Source organism: Chryseobacterium sp. BIGb0232 (genome assembly GCF_024810195.1).
Classification (GTDB): Bacteria; Bacteroidota; Bacteroidia; order Flavobacteriales; family Weeksellaceae; genus Chryseobacterium; species Chryseobacterium pennae.
Genome location: NZ_JANUEH010000003.1, coordinates 245,130 through 261,647, shown reverse-complemented (window position 1 = coordinate 261,647; position 16,518 = coordinate 245,130). Strand labels below are relative to the sequence as shown.

13 protein-coding genes are annotated in these 16,518 nt (G+C 37.1%); 11 read left to right on the top strand and 2 right to left on the bottom strand.

The features are described 5' to 3' along the window. The 5 genes from M2372_RS10785 (at nucleotide 1) to M2372_RS10765 (ending at nucleotide 6,552) form a co-directional block, all read left to right on the top strand. Nucleotides 1–1,005, top strand: coding sequence for a sugar kinase (locus M2372_RS10785; RefSeq protein ID WP_123319289.1), 1,005 nt, complete (start codon nucleotides 1–3; stop codon nucleotides 1,003–1,005). Nucleotides 1,006–1,007: 2 nt separating this feature from the next. Further along, nucleotides 1,008–1,676 (top strand): bifunctional 4-hydroxy-2-oxoglutarate aldolase/2-dehydro-3-deoxy-phosphogluconate aldolase, encoded by a 669-nt coding sequence (locus M2372_RS10780; RefSeq protein ID WP_123319288.1) that lies wholly within the window; start codon nucleotides 1,008–1,010, stop codon nucleotides 1,674–1,676. A 221-nt stretch (nucleotides 1,677–1,897) separates the two neighbouring features. Next, nucleotides 1,898–3,421, top strand: coding sequence for an MFS transporter (locus M2372_RS10775; RefSeq protein ID WP_123319287.1), 1,524 nt, complete (start codon nucleotides 1,898–1,900; stop codon nucleotides 3,419–3,421). A gap of 48 nt (nucleotides 3,422–3,469) precedes the next feature. Next, nucleotides 3,470–4,933, top strand: a complete 1,464-nt coding sequence (locus tag M2372_RS10770) for a tagaturonate reductase (protein ID WP_123320082.1) — start codon at nucleotides 3,470–3,472, stop codon at nucleotides 4,931–4,933. A gap of 5 nt (nucleotides 4,934–4,938) precedes the next feature. Beyond that, nucleotides 4,939–6,552 (top strand): UxaA family hydrolase, encoded by a 1,614-nt coding sequence (locus M2372_RS10765; RefSeq protein WP_123319286.1) that lies wholly within the window; start codon nucleotides 4,939–4,941, stop codon nucleotides 6,550–6,552. Nucleotides 6,553–6,644: 92 nt separating this feature from the next. On the opposite strand, the gene M2372_RS10760 is transcribed toward M2372_RS10765, so the two are convergent. Next, nucleotides 6,645–7,037, bottom strand: coding sequence for a hypothetical protein (locus M2372_RS10760; RefSeq protein WP_123319285.1), 393 nt, complete (start codon nucleotides 7,035–7,037; stop codon nucleotides 6,645–6,647). 28 nt (nucleotides 7,038–7,065) lie between these two features. Continuing rightward, on the bottom strand, nucleotides 7,066–8,094 hold the full coding sequence (locus M2372_RS10755) for a LacI family DNA-binding transcriptional regulator (RefSeq protein ID WP_123319284.1): 1,029 nt from the start codon (nucleotides 8,092–8,094) through the stop codon (nucleotides 7,066–7,068). Between the two features lie 574 nt (nucleotides 8,095–8,668). On the opposite strand from M2372_RS10755, the gene M2372_RS10750 reads away from it, so the two are divergent. From M2372_RS10750 to M2372_RS10725, 6 genes are all read left to right on the top strand, one after another. Further along, complete coding sequence (locus M2372_RS10750) at nucleotides 8,669–11,458, top strand: SusC/RagA family TonB-linked outer membrane protein (RefSeq protein ID WP_123319283.1); 2,790 nt, start codon at nucleotides 8,669–8,671, stop codon at nucleotides 11,456–11,458. Nucleotides 11,459–11,468: 10 nt separating this feature from the next. Beyond that, entirely contained in the window at nucleotides 11,469–12,884 is a 1,416-nt protein-coding gene (locus M2372_RS10745) for a RagB/SusD family nutrient uptake outer membrane protein (RefSeq protein ID WP_123319282.1), read from the top strand. Nucleotides 12,885–12,956: 72 nt separating this feature from the next. After that, nucleotides 12,957–14,123: a cytochrome-c peroxidase gene (locus M2372_RS10740; RefSeq protein ID WP_123319281.1), complete on the top strand. Its 1,167-nt coding sequence runs from the start codon at nucleotides 12,957–12,959 to the stop codon at nucleotides 14,121–14,123. 69 nt (nucleotides 14,124–14,192) lie between these two features. Next, nucleotides 14,193–14,462, top strand: a complete 270-nt coding sequence (locus M2372_RS10735; protein ID WP_123319280.1) for an Lrp/AsnC family transcriptional regulator — start codon at nucleotides 14,193–14,195, stop codon at nucleotides 14,460–14,462. Nucleotides 14,463–14,633: 171 nt separating this feature from the next. Next, entirely contained in the window at nucleotides 14,634–15,041 is a 408-nt protein-coding gene (locus M2372_RS10730) for a hypothetical protein (protein ID WP_123319279.1), read from the top strand. Between the two features lie 93 nt (nucleotides 15,042–15,134). Continuing rightward, nucleotides 15,135–16,511 (top strand): TolC family protein, encoded by a 1,377-nt coding sequence (locus M2372_RS10725; RefSeq protein WP_123319278.1) that lies wholly within the window; start codon nucleotides 15,135–15,137, stop codon nucleotides 16,509–16,511. The last annotated feature ends 7 nt before the right edge of the window (nucleotides 16,512–16,518 follow it).

The window sequence follows — 16,518 nt, the reverse complement described above, 5'->3', positions numbered from 1 at the left end:
ATGAGCAAAATAGTCACATTCGGTGAAGTCATCATGAGGCTTTCCCCACCCGGGAACAGAACTATGAAACAAAGCCATGAAATGGAGTTCTTTTTTGGAGGAACAGAGCTGAATGTCGCTGCTTCATTGGCAACAATGGGGTGCGAAGTACAGCATATAAGCTGTGTATCCGATGATTTTGTCGGAGAATCTGCAGTTACTTTCATTCAGGGTTTTGGTATAGATACCACCTTTATCAACAGGAATGAACATCCTTTGGGATTGTATTTCCTTGAGGTAGGCTCATCAGTTCGTGCCAGCAGAATTACTTATAACAGGCTGAACGGTTCTTTTGCAAACATCCGGCCTGAAAAAATAGACTGGGAAAAAGCACTTGAAGGATGCGAATACTTTCACTGGACAGGAATCAGTCCCGGTATTTCGGAATCAGCCTATGAGGTTTTGAAAGAAGGGTTGAAAATCGCTCAGCACATGGGAATTGAAGTTACAACCGATCCTGCTTACCGTTCAAACCTTTGGAAATATGGTAAAAACGGAGCTGAAGTGCTTAAAGAGCTGGTTTCTTATTCCACTATTTTTATTGGAGGAGTGAATGAAATTAACGAGATCCTCGGAACCTACTTTTCTTCAGATAAAGAAGGTTTTATGGTAGCCTGTAAAGAATTAAAACAACAGATACCTTCGGTTCATAAGATCTTTGATAAAATAAGAATAGGGGTTACCGCGAGTTCCCAGCAGACACAGGGAAGAGCATGGGTAGACGGGAAGTATGTTGAAACCGGTCTTCTGGAAATTAATCCTGTTGTAGACAGAATCGGAACAGGAGATGCTTTTGCCGCAGGACTGATCTATGGTTTAAAGAATTTTGATGACGAAAAAGCATTGAATTTTGCAAACGCAGCCTGTGCGATCAAACATACTATTCCGGGAGATATTAACTATTCAAGTATAGAAGACATCCTGGAAGTGATGAACGGAAATTCAGGAGGAAGAATAAAAAGATAATTATGGCAAGATTTAGTCGTATAGAAGTAGCCTTAAAAGCTAAGGAAACAGGGATTGTTCCTGTATTTTATCACGCAGATGCTGGCGTTTGCAAGAAAATTGTAAAAGCTTGCTTTGATGGGGGAGCCCGCGTTTTTGAATTTACCAATAGAGGAGATTTTGCTCACGAGGTTTTTGCTGAGCTGATCCAATATGCAGCCGAAGAAATTCCTGAAATGATATTGGGAATCGGTTCAGTCATTGATCCGGCAACGGCTTCCTTGTATATTCAGAATGGAGCCAACTTTATTGTAGCCCCTTCTTTAAATCCGGAAGTAGCCAAAGTTTGCAATCGGAGAAAAATTGCATGGATGCCCGGTTGTGGTTCGGTTTCTGAAATCTCTTACGCCGAAGAGCTGGGTGCTGAAATTGTGAAAATATTCCCGGCAACACAGGTGGGAGGCCCGGAATTTATTAAGGCTGTAAAAGGCCCGATGCCATGGTCAAACATCATGCCTACAGGTGGAGTAGTTCCTACCAAAGAAAATATTACCGAATGGATTGCTGCAGGAGCCTATTGTGTAGGATTAGGTTCGCAGCTGTTTGTGAAAAATGATGACGGAGACTATGACTATGAAAAGATTACAGAAGCAGTTGTCCATTCTATTCAGGTTATTAATGAATTAAGATAATCATCCAAATATTTTGTTTTAAGCCAAAAAGAATTTAAAAACTAAGTAAAACCTTTTAAAAGGATAATCATTGAAACTCAACTTAATTGTTTTCAATTCTTTAATTAAATAATAATGGTTTAAAAAATTAATTGATTCTGTGCTGTAGAAGCATAGAAAGGATAGTTTTTGTCTAGTTCTATTGTTAAAATCAATAAAAATCAATACTATTAACGATTGATATGAAAAAAGAAATATCTCCGAAACCGAGTACTTTCAGATGGACGGTCTGCCTGCTCCTTTTTATTGCAACAACCATCAATTATATGGATCGGCAGGTGCTGTCACTGACATGGAAAGATTTCATCGCTCCGGAATTTCACTGGAACAATAATGATTACGGAAATATCACCGCATTGTTTTCTATTTTCTATGCCATAAGTATGCTTTTTGCCGGAAAGTTTGTAGACTGGATGGATACCAAAAAGGGATTTCTCTGGGCTATCGGAATCTGGTCTGTAGGAGCGGTACTTCATGCCTTCTGCGGAATTGCCACTTCAGGGGTTCTCACCGGAAGTTGGTGGGTAGGTTTTGAAGAATCAAAAGACATTATCGGAAAGGTAGATAATGTGGGAGCCATTATCAGTACCAGCGTGACATTGTTCATTTTTGCCCGTTTCGTTCTGGCTGTTGGGGAAGCAGGGAATTTTCCTGCTGCGATAAAAACCACTGCAGAGTATTTTCCCAAGAAAGACAGAGCATTGGCAACCAGTATCTTTAATGCTGGAGCAACGGTTGGAGCTTTAGCCGCACCGGTTACAATTCCTTTTATCGCAAAATCGATGGGTTGGGAATGGGCATTTATCATCATAGGAGCATTAGGTTTTGTGTGGATGGGGCTTTGGGTATTTTATTACAAAAAACCACACGAACATCATAAGGTTAATGAGCATGAGCTTACCTATATTCAGCAGGATCAGGATGATCTGCCTGCGGATTCGCCAGTGTTGGAAAAGAAATTTTCTTTCAAGGAATGTTTTAGCCACAGACAGACCTGGGCTTTTGCCTTTGGAAAATTTATGACGGATGGAATCTGGTGGTTTTTTCTGTTCTGGACACCGGCGTATTTAAGTTCCGTTTACAAAATGGATTCTACACAAAGTGCGTTTCCTCTATTCGTTCTTTATATGATCACTTTATTGTCGATTATCGGTGGCTGGCTTCCTAAGTATTTTGTGGAGAAAAAAGGCATGGATGCTTATTCCGGAAGGATGAAAGCGATGTTGATCTTCGCATTCTTCCCGCTGCTGGCTCTATTGGCACAGCCATTAGGTTCTGTTTCCTACTGGATTCCTGTTCTGATTATCGGAATTGCAGGAGCAGCACATCAGGCATGGTCTGCCAATATTTTCTCTACAGTAGGCGATATGTTTCCTAAAAAAGCCATTGCAACTATTACCGGAATCGGAGGAATGGCTGGTGGAATCGGTTCATTTTTAATTAATAAATCCTCAGGCGTCCTGTTTGATCATGCTCATAAAGCATGGACTACTGTCGACGGAATGCCTCTACTGGAAAAATATCCCCAATACATCAATGAACGTCTACCCGAAAATTTTGTCCATGATCTGGAAAAGTCCGGAGCCATTATTTCCGATGGAATAGATAAAGGATACATGATTATCTTCTCCGTATGTGCAGTAGCTTACCTGATTGCCTGGAGTGTCATGAAAACTTTGGTTCCGAAATATAAAGTGATTAAATAGAAACAAAAACTATCAGATCCAAAGATGGTTTCATTCAAATTAGAAAAAATGGAAAATCAGATAAAACAAAAAATAAATCGTGAATTCAATGGTTCTCACGAAAAGCTTCCGATTAAAATCGTGCAGTTTGGCGGTGGAAATTTTATGAGAGGATTCACTGATTATGTGATTGATCAATTGAATAAAAAAGCAGGCTTCAACTCTGGAATTGTCAATGTTCAGCCTACACAGGGTGGCTCTGTTCATAAACTGGAAGAGCAGGATAATCTGTACACCCTTTTTACAAGAGGAATAAAAAAAGGTGAAATTATTGATGAAAAGCAGATTATTTCTGCCATTCAGAAATCAATCAATCCGTATACGAATTATGATGAATTCCTTGCATTGGCAAAAGAAGAAGAACTTGAATTTATCTTCTCCAATACTACTGAAACAGGAATTGCGTATGATGAAACTGAAGATCAATACTCAGGCCCACACAAAAACTTCCCGGCGAAAGTAACGGTTTTATTATATGAGAGATTTAAACATTTCAAAGGGGCACCAGAAAAAGGATTGAGACTTATCCCTTGTGAACTGATTGAAGATAATGCCTTTGTTTTAAAAGATATTATTATTCAATATGCCGGATTATGGAATTTAGAAGAAGAATTTGTGCAATGGATTGAACAGTGTAATTATTTCCATAATACGTTGGTTGATAGGATTGTTCCGGGATATCCCAAAGATGATGCAGAATCGTACGAAGAACAGTTGGATTATGAAGACCGGATGATGGTTGTTTCGGAAGTATTTTTACTTTTTGTCATTCAGGATACTAAAAATCTGAAAGAAAGAATTCCTTTTGATCAGATCAATGAACAGATTCTGGTAGTGGATGATATTCAGCCTTATCGTCTGAGAAAAGTAAGAATTTTAAATGGTGGTCACACTTTAATGTTGGCTCCGGCACTTTTATCAGGAAAAGAAACGGTAAAAGAATCTGTTGAGAACCCATTTATAGGACAGTTTTTAAAAGATTCAATTTTCAATGAAGTAAACCCGACTTTGGGACTGGATGAAAATGAGTTGAAAGAGTTTGCTGGAGAAGTGTTTGACAGATTCAGAAATCCTTTTATTAAGCATTATCTTGCAAGTATCGCTTTGTATTTTGTTTCTAAATTCAAAGTAAGAATCCTTCCTAGTTTACAGGGATATGTAGAAATCAATCAGAAATTACCAGTAAACTTAACTTTCTCTTTGGCTAGTTTAATCAGATTCTACCAGGGAAATTTTAAAGGGAGAGCTCTCCCGTTGAATGATGAAGAAGCAATTATCAGCCGATTCAAAGAGATTTGGATAACAAATGATTATGAAAAGGTAGCAGAACTGGCATTAGCAGAAACTTCTTTCTGGGATACAGATCTTACCTTAGTGGAAGGCTTGAAAGATGCGGTAGCCAAAGCATTGTGGGAAATTGATCATCATGATGTGGAAACGGCCTATCACAATTTTGTTCAATCTTACTCTTAAATATCATGCAAAAGAAAGTACTGAAGGTAAACCCTGACGATAATGTAGCAGTAGCACTGGTAGATCTTACACAAGGTGAAACGGTTACGCTGGGTGATCTTACCTATGAGATGATAAAAGATACAAAGGCCAAGCATAAGTTCGTTACAGAAGATCTTTCAACAGGAGATTCCATTATTATGTATGGTGTTTTGGTGGGAAAAGCCAGTCAATCCATCCAAAAAGGAGAGGTGATTACCACTGAGAATGTAAAACACCAAAGCGCAAAAGTTGAAGGTAAAACAGGAACCACTTCCTGGGTTGCTCCCAATGTAGATCAGTGGAAAGACAGAACTTTCATGGGCTATCACAGAGAAGACGGACAGGTGGGAACAGAAAATGTATGGTTGTTTTTTCCTTTGGTTTTTTGCGAAAACAGAAATGTAGAGATTTTAAAAGAGGTTTTTGAGAAAGAACTTTTATTTGAAAAAGTAACAAAACATCAGCTGTTGCTGAGATCTCTGATCAATAACGCAGAGGAAGAAATTGTAACTGAAGAAGATCAGGACTCAAGAGTTTTCAAAAATATTGATGTTAAGTTCATTACCCACCAGGGAGGTTGTGGCGGCATTCGTCAGGATGCTGAAGCCTTGGGGCGTTTATTGGCAGGATATGTTAATAACCCGAATGTTGCCGGAGCGACCGTTTTAAGCCTTGGATGTCAGAATTTGCAGGTTCAGATTTTTAAAGATGCCCTTGAAAAGATCAGTCCCAACCATAAAAAACCGATTATCGTTTATGAACAGCAGAAGTCGGGAACAGTGGATGAAATGCTGAGCGGGATCATTAAGGATTCCTATGAAGCCATTAAAAAAGCCAATGAAATTCAAAGAAAACCGGCATCCATTTCAAAGCTTGTATTAGGATTGGAATGCGGCGGTTCAGATGGGTTTTCAGGAATTTCTGCCAATCCTGTTTTAGGCCGTTTGTCAGATCTAGTGGCAGGAATCGGAGGAGCAACTATTCTTTCAGAATTCCCGGAATTGTGTGGAGTAGAGCAGGAATTGGTAAACCGTTGTGTCAATGAAAAAGATGCAGAACGATTTTTACAGTTGATGAAAGACTTTGAAGAATCAGTCGTTGCTTCAGGATCTGGTTTTGATATGAATCCGTCACCGGGGAATATTAAAGATGGACTAATTACCGATGCCATGAAGTCTGCAGGAGCGGCTAAAAAAGGAGGTTCATCGCCCATCAATGATGTCCTTGATTTTACGGAATACATTCAGAAACCTGGATTGAATTTATTATGCACACCAGGAAACGATGTAGAATGTACCACTGCTTTGGTAGGTTCAGGCTCCAATGTTGTGTTATTTACGACAGGTCTTGGAACGCCTACCGGAAATCCTGTAGTTCCTGTAGTAAAAATATCATCAAATACTTCTCTTTCTGAGAAAATGTCGGATATTATTGATTTTAATACGGGAGATATCATCACCGGAGAAAAAACGATTGATCAAAAAGCAGAAGAACTGCTGGAATTTATTATCAAAATAGCCAGCGGAGAAATAAAAACCAAAGCTGCTATTTTAAGCCAAAATGATTTTATTCCGTGGAGAAGAGGAGTGAGCTTATAAGAACATGTTTTTTTAATTATAATTTTAATTAGGATTGAAAATGCTTTCTGCGTAATGTAGGAAGCATTTTCTTTTATTCATTGGCAATTTTCTTAGAAGAGAAGAGTTGTTAAAAAGGGTAACAAAAGAGTTAATACAGTGAAAATAGCATCGCCCATATGTAGTTTTCGGTATTCACCTTGTTCCCAACTTGACTGCATGTAGCCTGTCTGCAAAGGTTCATTTCCGAAAATAATAAGAAATAAGTTTCTTAGAATCCAGTAATAGATCATATAAAATAAAGGCAAAAATGCAAACGCAGCAGCATTACCATTGGGCATTTTTAACGTTTCTCTATGGATATTTAAGTAACCAAGTAAGGCGATCAAAATGGTGAAGAACAATACAATCAAATAAATTGTTTTGTTTTTTAATATTTTATAAGATAACCATAAAATAATGTGCACCAACCCCCCAACAAAAATATAAAGTGATTGATTATCCATATATCGATGTTTTGTGAGTGTAGAAAAATTATTTTCTTTTCGAAGACTTTCTGATATGAAGTTGTGGGGTAAGCACTACTTTTTTCTCAATAGAAACCCCAGACCCATTTTCCTTTACACTTTCCAGAAATACCTGCCCCGCCATTTTTCCCATCAAAACCGGAGTCTGATCTACCGAACTGATTGGAAGCTCCATAAACTGGGTAAAGGGTTCATTGGAAAAACCGATAATAGCAACTTCCTGAGGAATCTTAATATTTCTTTTTTTCAATTCCTGACAAGCACCTAAGGCGGCAAAATCACTCGAAGAGAAGATGGCGTCGGGAACAGATTTTTTACTCCAAAGTTTTTTGATTGCTTCCGTTCCTTCCTCAATGGAACTGCCTGTAGAAATGATATTATCTTCTTTTACAGAAAGATGGTGATCTGCTAAGGCTTGTTTATAGCCATTAAGACGATTCTGATAAATTTCAAGATTAAGATCTCCCGCAAAATGACAGATATTCTTATATCCTTCTTTGATCAGGTGTTCCGTAGCCATATAGCCGGCACGATAATCATCAATAGTCACTGTGCTGACACCTGCAATATCTTTTTTACGGTCAAAAAAGATAATAGGAGTATTGGAGGTATCAAGAATACTTTGGATATGACTGATATCTGTGGTGGTTTTGGATACCGACATGAAAATACCATCTACCTGAGCATTCAGTAAAGTATTAAGCTGTCGTTTTTCAATGTTGACATCTTCGTGGCTCTGGCAAATGATAACATGATAACCAAGGGAGGAGAGTTCTTCTTCAATTCCCCGTATGACCGATGAAAAGAAGTTGGTATTGATGTAAGGAACAATAATCCCGACGTTTTTAGTTTCACCACTTTTCAAGGCTTTAGCAAGGTTATTTTGCTTATAGTTCATTTCCTTGGCCGTTTTGCGGACCAGCTCTTTGGTAGCCTCACTTATTCTCGGATGGTCATTCAATGCTCTCGAAACAGTTGCCACACTTACGTTGAGCTTATTGGAAATATCATAAATGGTGGCATTTTTTTTATTCATACCTTTTTTTTCTGAGCGTTTTTAAGATGTCTGAATAAGCAGACGTTATTGACGTAAATTTAATCAATTTATGGCTATTTGAAAGGAAAATAGATGTATTTTATATCATTTCCAAAGATATTAATTCAATAGGTTGCTTTGAATGCTCTCAAATGATTGTTTTTATAGTGATTAGCTCTTTTTGGAAGTATTGATTACTTTAAATGAGTACTATAAATGGGATTTTCTGTTATTCTTATTTGAATGTAAATATCTTATTTTTCAAACTGAAACTGAGAGTTAAAACAAATACAAAATAGGGGGGATTTTTACAAGGAATTCATTGAAAATTCAACAATCGTTGAATTATGTTGATTATTTTTTCAGTAAAAATTAAAAATGGATTCTTTTCTTTTGTTTTAATTACTTAAATTTGCAATTATTTTTATTAATTCTAATTAAGGTTTTTATGAAGATGGGTATTAAATGATGCATTTATCAGCTAGCTATTCCTGCGGTATGAACCAGGTTTTCTGTTAAATAATAGTGTTTGTAAACCTTTTTCTCTAATGTAAATTATTCTATTTCAACAATAATGAATAAATCTGTCGCAAGTATTCTGATGATTTGCGGGGCTATTCTTGTCAATGCCCAAACTTTATCAGAGGCCAAAAAAGATTCACTGGAAGCGCAATCGATTGCAGAAGTTATCGTAACCTCCTCTTACGGAACTAAAAAGCTTAAGGAAGAAGTTGTAGGGTCTATTGTTACCCTCACAGAAAAGGATATCAGTACTTCCCAATCTTATGAAAGTATTGATAAGATGATTGCCGGGATGGCTCCGGGAGTACAGATTGTTAATAATACGGAGTTGGCAAAGCCCGTTAATATTAATATCCGGGGTTTGGGGTCTTTGGTTCCGCTTTCGGCTGTATTCGGAACTTCTACACAACCTCTTATCGTGATAGATGGTGTGATCATGAGGGAAGACAATCCTTTTGCCCAGACTTACTTTAATGGTGCTGAGTCTAATTCTGAAATGAATATCAATCCATTGGCCAGGCTCAATACGGATAATATTGAAAGTATTAATATCCTGAAAGATGCTGCTGCAGTAGCGCTTTACGGGGCTGAATCTGCTAATGGTGTCATATTAATTACTACCAAAAAAGGGAGAAGAGGAAAACCGGTTTATTCATTTACTACCCAATATGGAGTTTCTCAGAGTATCAACAAAATCAAATACCTGAGCGGACAGCAATATGCTCAGCTTTATAATGATTATACAAAAAATCTTCCCAAACCCGTAGCCTATCCATGGAATGGAGTAGATGTCAACTGGTTTGATGTAATGAACCGCAATGGTGATTTTTACAGGACAAATTTTACTACCAGCGGAGGCGGACAATATTTCACTTACCGTGTAGGATTGGATTATTCAAAGAATAATGAGTCCAAGGTCATGAATTCATTGGAGAAAAAAGGGATAGATGCTACCATTGGTTTTAATTATAAAAAATTAAACATCAGCCTTTATGCGGCTTATAATAATTTATATAAGGAGCAGCCTAATACTTATTTTAATTTTATTCTGGCTCCTGATAAAGCCATCTATGATGAAGATGGAAGCTTCAGGCCTACAGGTACTTCAGGGATTGCCAATCCTCTTGCTGCAGCTACCCAAAATGTGATCAATGTCAAAAATAATTCTTTGCTTTCAAGTTTAAATATCAGCTATGAAATTGTAAAAGGATTAAAGCTGAGCACCCTTTTCGGAATTGATATCTCGGATAAAAAAAATACAGATTGGAAATCCGGGTTGAATGAAAGCGGATCTACTAAAACAAGCTTTGGAAAAAGCCGCATCAATACTTCAGACAGTAAAAAATGGAACTGGAGCAGCCATTTGTACTACGAAAAGACTTTCTGGGAAAAACATCATGCAGACTTGCTGGTGGGAATGGAGCTTCGTCATACAAAAGATTATAAAGAAGCGATCCTCGGAAGTAATTTTAAGGAGTATGCTACGTACCAGGATCCTTATAATGCTTTGGGCGGAACTACTTTCAGAGCCCTCACCCAGGAAGATAGTGGAAGAAGTTTCTTTTCTCAACTGAATTATGATTTTAATAAAAAATATTTTCTTTCTGCCAGTGTAAGGAGAGATGAAAGCTCTGCTTTTGGAAAAGATGTAAATGCTTCTATAAATGGAGGGATTGGTGCTTCATGGCTTATTTCTAAAGAGCGTTTTTTAGAGAATAGCTCGATAGTAAGTTTTCTGAGGCTTAGAGCATCTTGGGGAATTACAGGAAATTCCAGAATTGGAAGTTACCGCTCATCAGGGCTTTATACCGTTGCAGGAAACGGATTTACTTATGACTATGATTATGCATATCCTGAAGTGACTTCGCCGCAGAACCGCGAGCTCACCTGGGAAAAAAACGAAAAATATAACCTGGGAATTGATTTTAGCTTATTTAAAAAAATAGATTTCACTATAGAACTTTTCAGGAATAATATTTCAGATATGATTGTATCCAGAGATGTTCCTATTGAAACCGGCTATAAGTCTGCAGAAATTAATGGTGCTGAAATGTATAATCAGGGTGTTGAAGTGTCTATGCGGGGAAACTGGTTTAATAAAAAGAATTTTACATGGAACAGCAGTTTCAATATTGCTACTGTAAAAAACAGAGTAACCGCTCTTTTTGGACTGGAAGAAAAATTTTCAACCGCTGCCTATGCCCGTGCCCAGAAAATTGGAACTTCAACTTCAGCGATATGGGGATATGAATGGCTGGGAGTAAATCCCGCAAATGGTCTTGATCAATTTATGGTAAAAGGAGTTCCTATGGATTCAGGAGAGTTTACTCCTCTGGATGCCACCAATTATACCATCATAGGTGATACCCAGCCTGACTTTACCGGAGGTTTAAGTAATACCATCCGATACAAAAATCTGAGTCTTTCATTCTTAGTGAATTTTGAATGGGGTGGAAATGTGCTGATTAACAGTGATCTGATTGATAAATATACTATTCTTATTAACCGTAATGTAAGTGTTAATGCGTTGGACTACTGGCAGGCTCCGGGAGATATGGCCTCCAACAGAAAGCCTACGAATAAACCTTCGATGTCGAATAATAGCAAGTATGTGTATGATAACAGCTATATCAAGCTTCAGAATATTAACCTTAATTATAAACTGCCTTTACATAAGATCAAAAACAGTTTTATCAAAAGTGCAAGTATATTTTTAGACTGTACCAATGTATTGTACTGGTATAAAGAAAAATCTCCGACCGGGAAAAACGGGATCAGAGAGTTCAGATATATGTATCCTGAAATGAGAACTTTCAGCTTTGGTTTTAAAGCAAATTTTTAAAAGTAAGCAAATGAAAAAAGTAATTATACTATCAATAGCACTGTTTTCTGTGGTTTCATGCAGAGACTTTCTTGAACACGAACCGGTAGAGGCTATTTCTATCAACACACAGCTCGCCACAAAAAAAGGAGTTCTGGAAGCTTTGAATGGAGCTTACAATAAACTTCGAGATAATCACTTTTCAGAAGTGGCATATACTTACGGAGACCTTCAGTCCGGTAATCTAAAGTATCCTCCTAATACATCAGGTGCGATCTCGATCCCAACGAGAGTTGATAATCTTTATCAGTTTGATGATCAGCCTTCAGCGAGTAAACTGAAGGACTATTATACCAATTCTTATCAGATCATTAATAATCTTAACCTTATATTAGAATATGTGGACAGGCTTACCGATGCTACTTCTTCAGAAATTAACGGGATTAAAGCTGAGGCACTGGCTTTAAGAGCTTTTGTCCATTTCCAGTTATTAAAATATTACGCACAAAATTATACTTATACTTCTGATGCTTCTCATCTGGGAATTGTTTACAATATTGCTCCTCTGAAAGTTGGAGTTGATTTTCCAGGCCGAAGAACTACTGCGGAAACTTTTGATTTACTGGAAAAAGATATCACAAATGCTTTATCATTAATACAGAATCAGCATGCTATTCCGGCAGGGGAGAATGTCAATTTTATGAATCCGGTTGCTGTAAAAACTCTTGCTGCTGAAATCGCATTGTGGAAAAATGATTGGTCTGGAGCTTATAAGTATGCGGGCGAAATTATTACAGGGTCTGGGCTGGCTCTTACTCCACAGAACGAACTGGTTTCAAAATGGGCCCTTCCCGAATCCATCTGGTATTTTGCAAATACAGCTGAAAATGAAACTCCGGTAGCGAATTTATACAATTTTAAAACAGCTACTAACAGATCTTCGTATGTGACTTCTGAAGATGTTTATACACTTTATGCTTCCAATGATCTGAGAAAGCAGCTTTTCGAAATCCAAAATCTAAAAACATCCATAACAGGGGGAACACAGCCCAATCTTCCTTACTATTTTACGAAAAAGTATAAAATTCAAAACTTTAGTCTCGTCTATCGTTTGAGTCTCCTGTATTTTATCCGTGCAGAAGCCGCTCTTCATTTAGGAAATACACAACAGGCCTTACAAGATATGAATGCCATCATAAACAGAGCAGGATTAGCGTCATTAACTCAAGTCTCCATGGATATTGTACTGGAAGAAAAAAGAAAAGAATTTGTTTTTGAAAATCAATACTTTTTTGATCTGATGAGAAACCATAAAAATATTATACGGAATAATGGATGTATTTCAAATAACTGCAGTCCGTCATATCCCAACAATAAATTTGTTCTTCCCATTCCTCAGGAGTCGGTGGTCATCAATAGTAATATGAAGCAGAATCCTGGATATTAAAATCTGAATCGTTTCTAAGTAAATATAAACCTTTTTAAAAATAATGATTGTATATCATAACAGTAAGAAGTAATGAAGAATGTAATAAGTTGGATTTTTGTTTTTTTTGTGACCGTTTTTTTGTTCAATAACTGTCTGAGTACGGGAGTTAATAAGGAAATCAATGATAAGACTTCTCTGATGGCGAAACTCAGAAAGCTATACTCATCAGGGGATATTTCGAGATGGCCCAAACCGCAATTGAGTCCTGAAGCAGTTCCTTATTTTATGGAAATAGGCCATTTACCCGAAGTACAGTTCCCGGAAGATAACCCTTATTCTACAGAAAAAGTACTTTTAGGAAAAACACTGTTCTATGATCCCCGTCTTTCAGGATCTAACCAGATTGCCTGTGCATCGTGCCATGATCCTGAATTGGGTTGGTCGGATAACCGTACTTTTTCTTTTGGTCATGATCGCCAGCTGGGTTCAAGAAATGCCATGAGTATCTTAAATATTGCCTATGCTAAAACTTTATTTTGGGATGGGCGTGCAGGGTCTTTAGAGGAACAGTCACATATGCCGATTCAGGATAAGAAAGAAATGAATGAACATATTGATCTTGCTACAGAAAAGATTGCCAATATCAAAGGATATGCCAGCCTTTTCGAAAAAGCTTTTGGTGATAAAGCAGTGACAAAGGATAAAATAGCAAAAGCAATAGCAACATTTGAGAGAACGGTTAAAAGTCCCTCAAGTAAATTTGATCAGTTTATTGAGGGAAAATCAGATGTTTTTACAGATAATGAAGTAATGGGTTTACATCTTTTCAGAACCAAAGCTCAATGTATAAACTGTCATAATTCTGGATATTTTTCAAATAATCGATTTGAAAATATTGGAACATCACTCCTGGGTTCCAAGCAGGAAGATCTTGGAAGATATTTGATAACAAAGGATGTTACAGATGCCGGAAAATTCAGAGTGCAGTCATTAAGAGAAGTTACCAGAACAGGTCCATGGATGCACAACGGTGCTTTTATGACAATGGCCGATGTGATTCATTTCTATAATAAGGGAAACCCGGAGCCTCCTAAAAAGCGTTCCACAATACATGAAAATGTGCCATTAAATTCTCAGAAATCCCCAATGCTGAAACCATTGAATCTTACCAATGAAGAAGTGGCTCAGCTGGAAGCATTTCTGGGAACACTCAATACTAAAAATCAAAGGATAACTCCCCCTAAATTACCTGAATAATCATTCATATGTTCTATCAATAATAAAAAATACACTGCGATTATTGATGCAAAACTGATTAATAAACAGTTGACTGTTTTTGCACAGATTCAGTTGAAAGAACATCAGCAGAAAGCTCTGCTTTCATTCATGAATGAAGCTTCAAAAATTTCTGAAGTGATGGAATGTTACCATATGACTGGAGCTTTTGATATTCTGTTGAAAGTCTGCGTGAAAGATATGGAAGAATATACGGCTGTCATTTCGAATAAACTTTCAAATCTTCCTTTCGTTGGAACCATTCAAAGTGTTTTTGTACTTACAGAGGCGAAGCGTGAACTGGGATATGATATACAGTGATATAAGTGTAGATTTTACTCATTCCAAAGCAGAGCTTTTATATATAGTATTATTTAAGATATTAACCTTCTGTAGTAACTTTTTAACCAAGAAAAAACTTTCTATAGGAATAGATTTATAAATTCTGTTAACATCTTTGATATTGTTATTTAAAAATTATACTTTTGTTCGATGAGTCTTAAGAAGTTTAATACAGATCAATTCACGAAAAACCTGCTTGCAGTTTTTTTTGCATTCTGTATTATTATTTCTTCCTGTGCGATTAAGAATAGTATCAAACAATTTTTAAATTTCGATACACCGACTCACTCTCATATAAATTCAGCTTCCAAAGGTAAATTCTACTCACTTTCTTCATCTTTAAAATGTAAATTTTGCAAAGAGAAAGAGGTTTTAGTTAAAGACTATAGCATAAAGGATTTTTCTTTATCCGATGCACAAGAGCTGATAGCCTTTACTTTTATTGTTCTATGTGGTGCTTTTTTATTAGTAAAAGTCTCAGAACATCCTTTTTACAATACTTCTAAAATACGGGGAAGACTACCTATTTTCCTACAATACCGAAAACTTATCATTTGATTCAGCAGCACGCGTATTGAGTTACGTGATCTAATGATTTTACAAAAGAAATATTAATACTACCAATGTCTTTGGTAGTCAATAATCTATATAATGATAAGAAAAACATTTTTAGTCATCCTGTACGGATGGCTAATGCTGAGCTGTCTAAATTTATATGGACAGCAGGTATCATTGCTCCGTGATATCTGGTCAGAAACGGAGAAAAACTATTCCGGAGTTCTTGCTTCCAAATCTGCGGTTGAGTCTTCTGAAATTAATGAAACTGTCATAAAAAGTAATGCTTTACCGCAGATCAAAGCTCAATTTCAGAATACGTATGGAACATTCGAAGGAAGTAATGGAGCTTCCTTTCCGCAGCAGGGATTTTTTACTGTAAGCGGAAGCAGAGTAGGTTCTGATGGTTCCGCACTATCAGCAAACACTTTTGCTTCAATGGTCACTGAATATGAGATTTATAATTTCGGCAGACAAAGAACTGATGAAAAAGCAGCTTCTTTATTAACTTCAAAGGCGAAGACTAATCAAAGTGCCTACTTGCTTCGTCTTAAAAAAACTGTTTTCGAAAAATACCTGGATGCTGTATTTGCCGTTTCAAAATTTCATTGGGCAGATAAAAATACAATCAGAATACAGAAAATTCATAGACTGAACAGTGCGCTTTCCCGTTCAGGTTTGAGACCGGAAGCGGACAGTGTTTTAACGTATTCTTCATACCTTCAGGCTGCTGCGGTGCGGGATAATACTGGTGGGTTGATGCTATCTGCAGTAGAAAAACTAAAAGAGTTTTATCCAGAGAAGATAGATGGAGCACAATTAGCAGCGACTCATTTCCTTGATCCTGTTCTTTTATCTGAAATAAAACTTGGTGGAAATTTATCTCATCCCTTTATCGAAACACTTCAATTTGAAGCTGACTATTTTGAGAAGAAGGCAGAGAGTCAAAGAAGGTCTTCACTGCCATCCATTAAAGCTTTGGCAGGCTATGCCTATCGAGGATCAGGTATCAATAATCAAGGATATTCCTCAGGCAATTGGATCGACGGATTTTCAAATCCCGCCAATAACTTTTTGGTAGGTTTAGGGGTTACTTGGAATTTGACCAGTGTATACACCAATAATAAGAAAGCTGATGCTTTAAGAAAAGAATCTCAACGGTTCGCTTATATGGAAGAACAATCTAAAAGGGTTATTCAGGTTGAAACCAGTGCTCTGGAGAAAACTATTTCTGCACAATTTGATGAGCTTGGTAAACAGTCTGAAGCCGTTAAAAAAGCTGAGTCAGCTTACGAAATGTATTTTGCCAGATATAAAAGCGGACTAATAGGTTTAACAGAACTTTTTCAGATCCAGCAGATAGTAGAAACAGCAGAAAATAATCAGATCAATGCTGCTAAAGACTATTGGAAGCAGGTGATTAACCTTGCCGAGATGACTACTGATTTCGATTATCTATTTAATAATCTCTAAAAAATAA

Excerpts from the sequence above, each read along its gene's own strand:
- M2372_RS10745 (WP_123319282.1), top strand. The coding sequence starts at position 11,469 with ATGAAAAAAGTAATTATACTATCAATAGCACTGTTTTCTGTGGTTTCA.
- M2372_RS10740 (WP_123319281.1), top strand. The coding sequence starts at position 12,957 with ATGAAGAATGTAATAAGTTGGATTTTTGTTTTTTTTGTGACCGTTTTT.
- M2372_RS10765 (WP_123319286.1), top strand. The coding sequence starts at position 4,939 with ATGCAAAAGAAAGTACTGAAGGTAAACCCTGACGATAATGTAGCAGTA.
- M2372_RS10770 (WP_123320082.1), top strand. The coding sequence starts at position 3,470 with ATGGAAAATCAGATAAAACAAAAAATAAATCGTGAATTCAATGGTTCT.
- M2372_RS10755 (WP_123319284.1), bottom strand. The coding sequence starts at position 8,094 with ATGAATAAAAAAAATGCCACCATTTATGATATTTCCAATAAGCTCAAC.
- M2372_RS10780 (WP_123319288.1), top strand. The coding sequence starts at position 1,008 with ATGGCAAGATTTAGTCGTATAGAAGTAGCCTTAAAAGCTAAGGAAACA.
- M2372_RS10750 (WP_123319283.1), top strand. The coding sequence starts at position 8,669 with ATGAATAAATCTGTCGCAAGTATTCTGATGATTTGCGGGGCTATTCTT.
- M2372_RS10775 (WP_123319287.1), top strand. The coding sequence starts at position 1,898 with ATGAAAAAAGAAATATCTCCGAAACCGAGTACTTTCAGATGGACGGTC.
- M2372_RS10785 (WP_123319289.1), top strand. The coding sequence starts at position 1 with ATGAGCAAAATAGTCACATTCGGTGAAGTCATCATGAGGCTTTCCCCA.
- M2372_RS10760 (WP_123319285.1), bottom strand. The coding sequence starts at position 7,037 with ATGGATAATCAATCACTTTATATTTTTGTTGGGGGGTTGGTGCACATT.
- M2372_RS10730 (WP_123319279.1), top strand. The coding sequence starts at position 14,634 with ATGAGTCTTAAGAAGTTTAATACAGATCAATTCACGAAAAACCTGCTT.
- M2372_RS10725 (WP_123319278.1), top strand. The coding sequence starts at position 15,135 with ATGATAAGAAAAACATTTTTAGTCATCCTGTACGGATGGCTAATGCTG.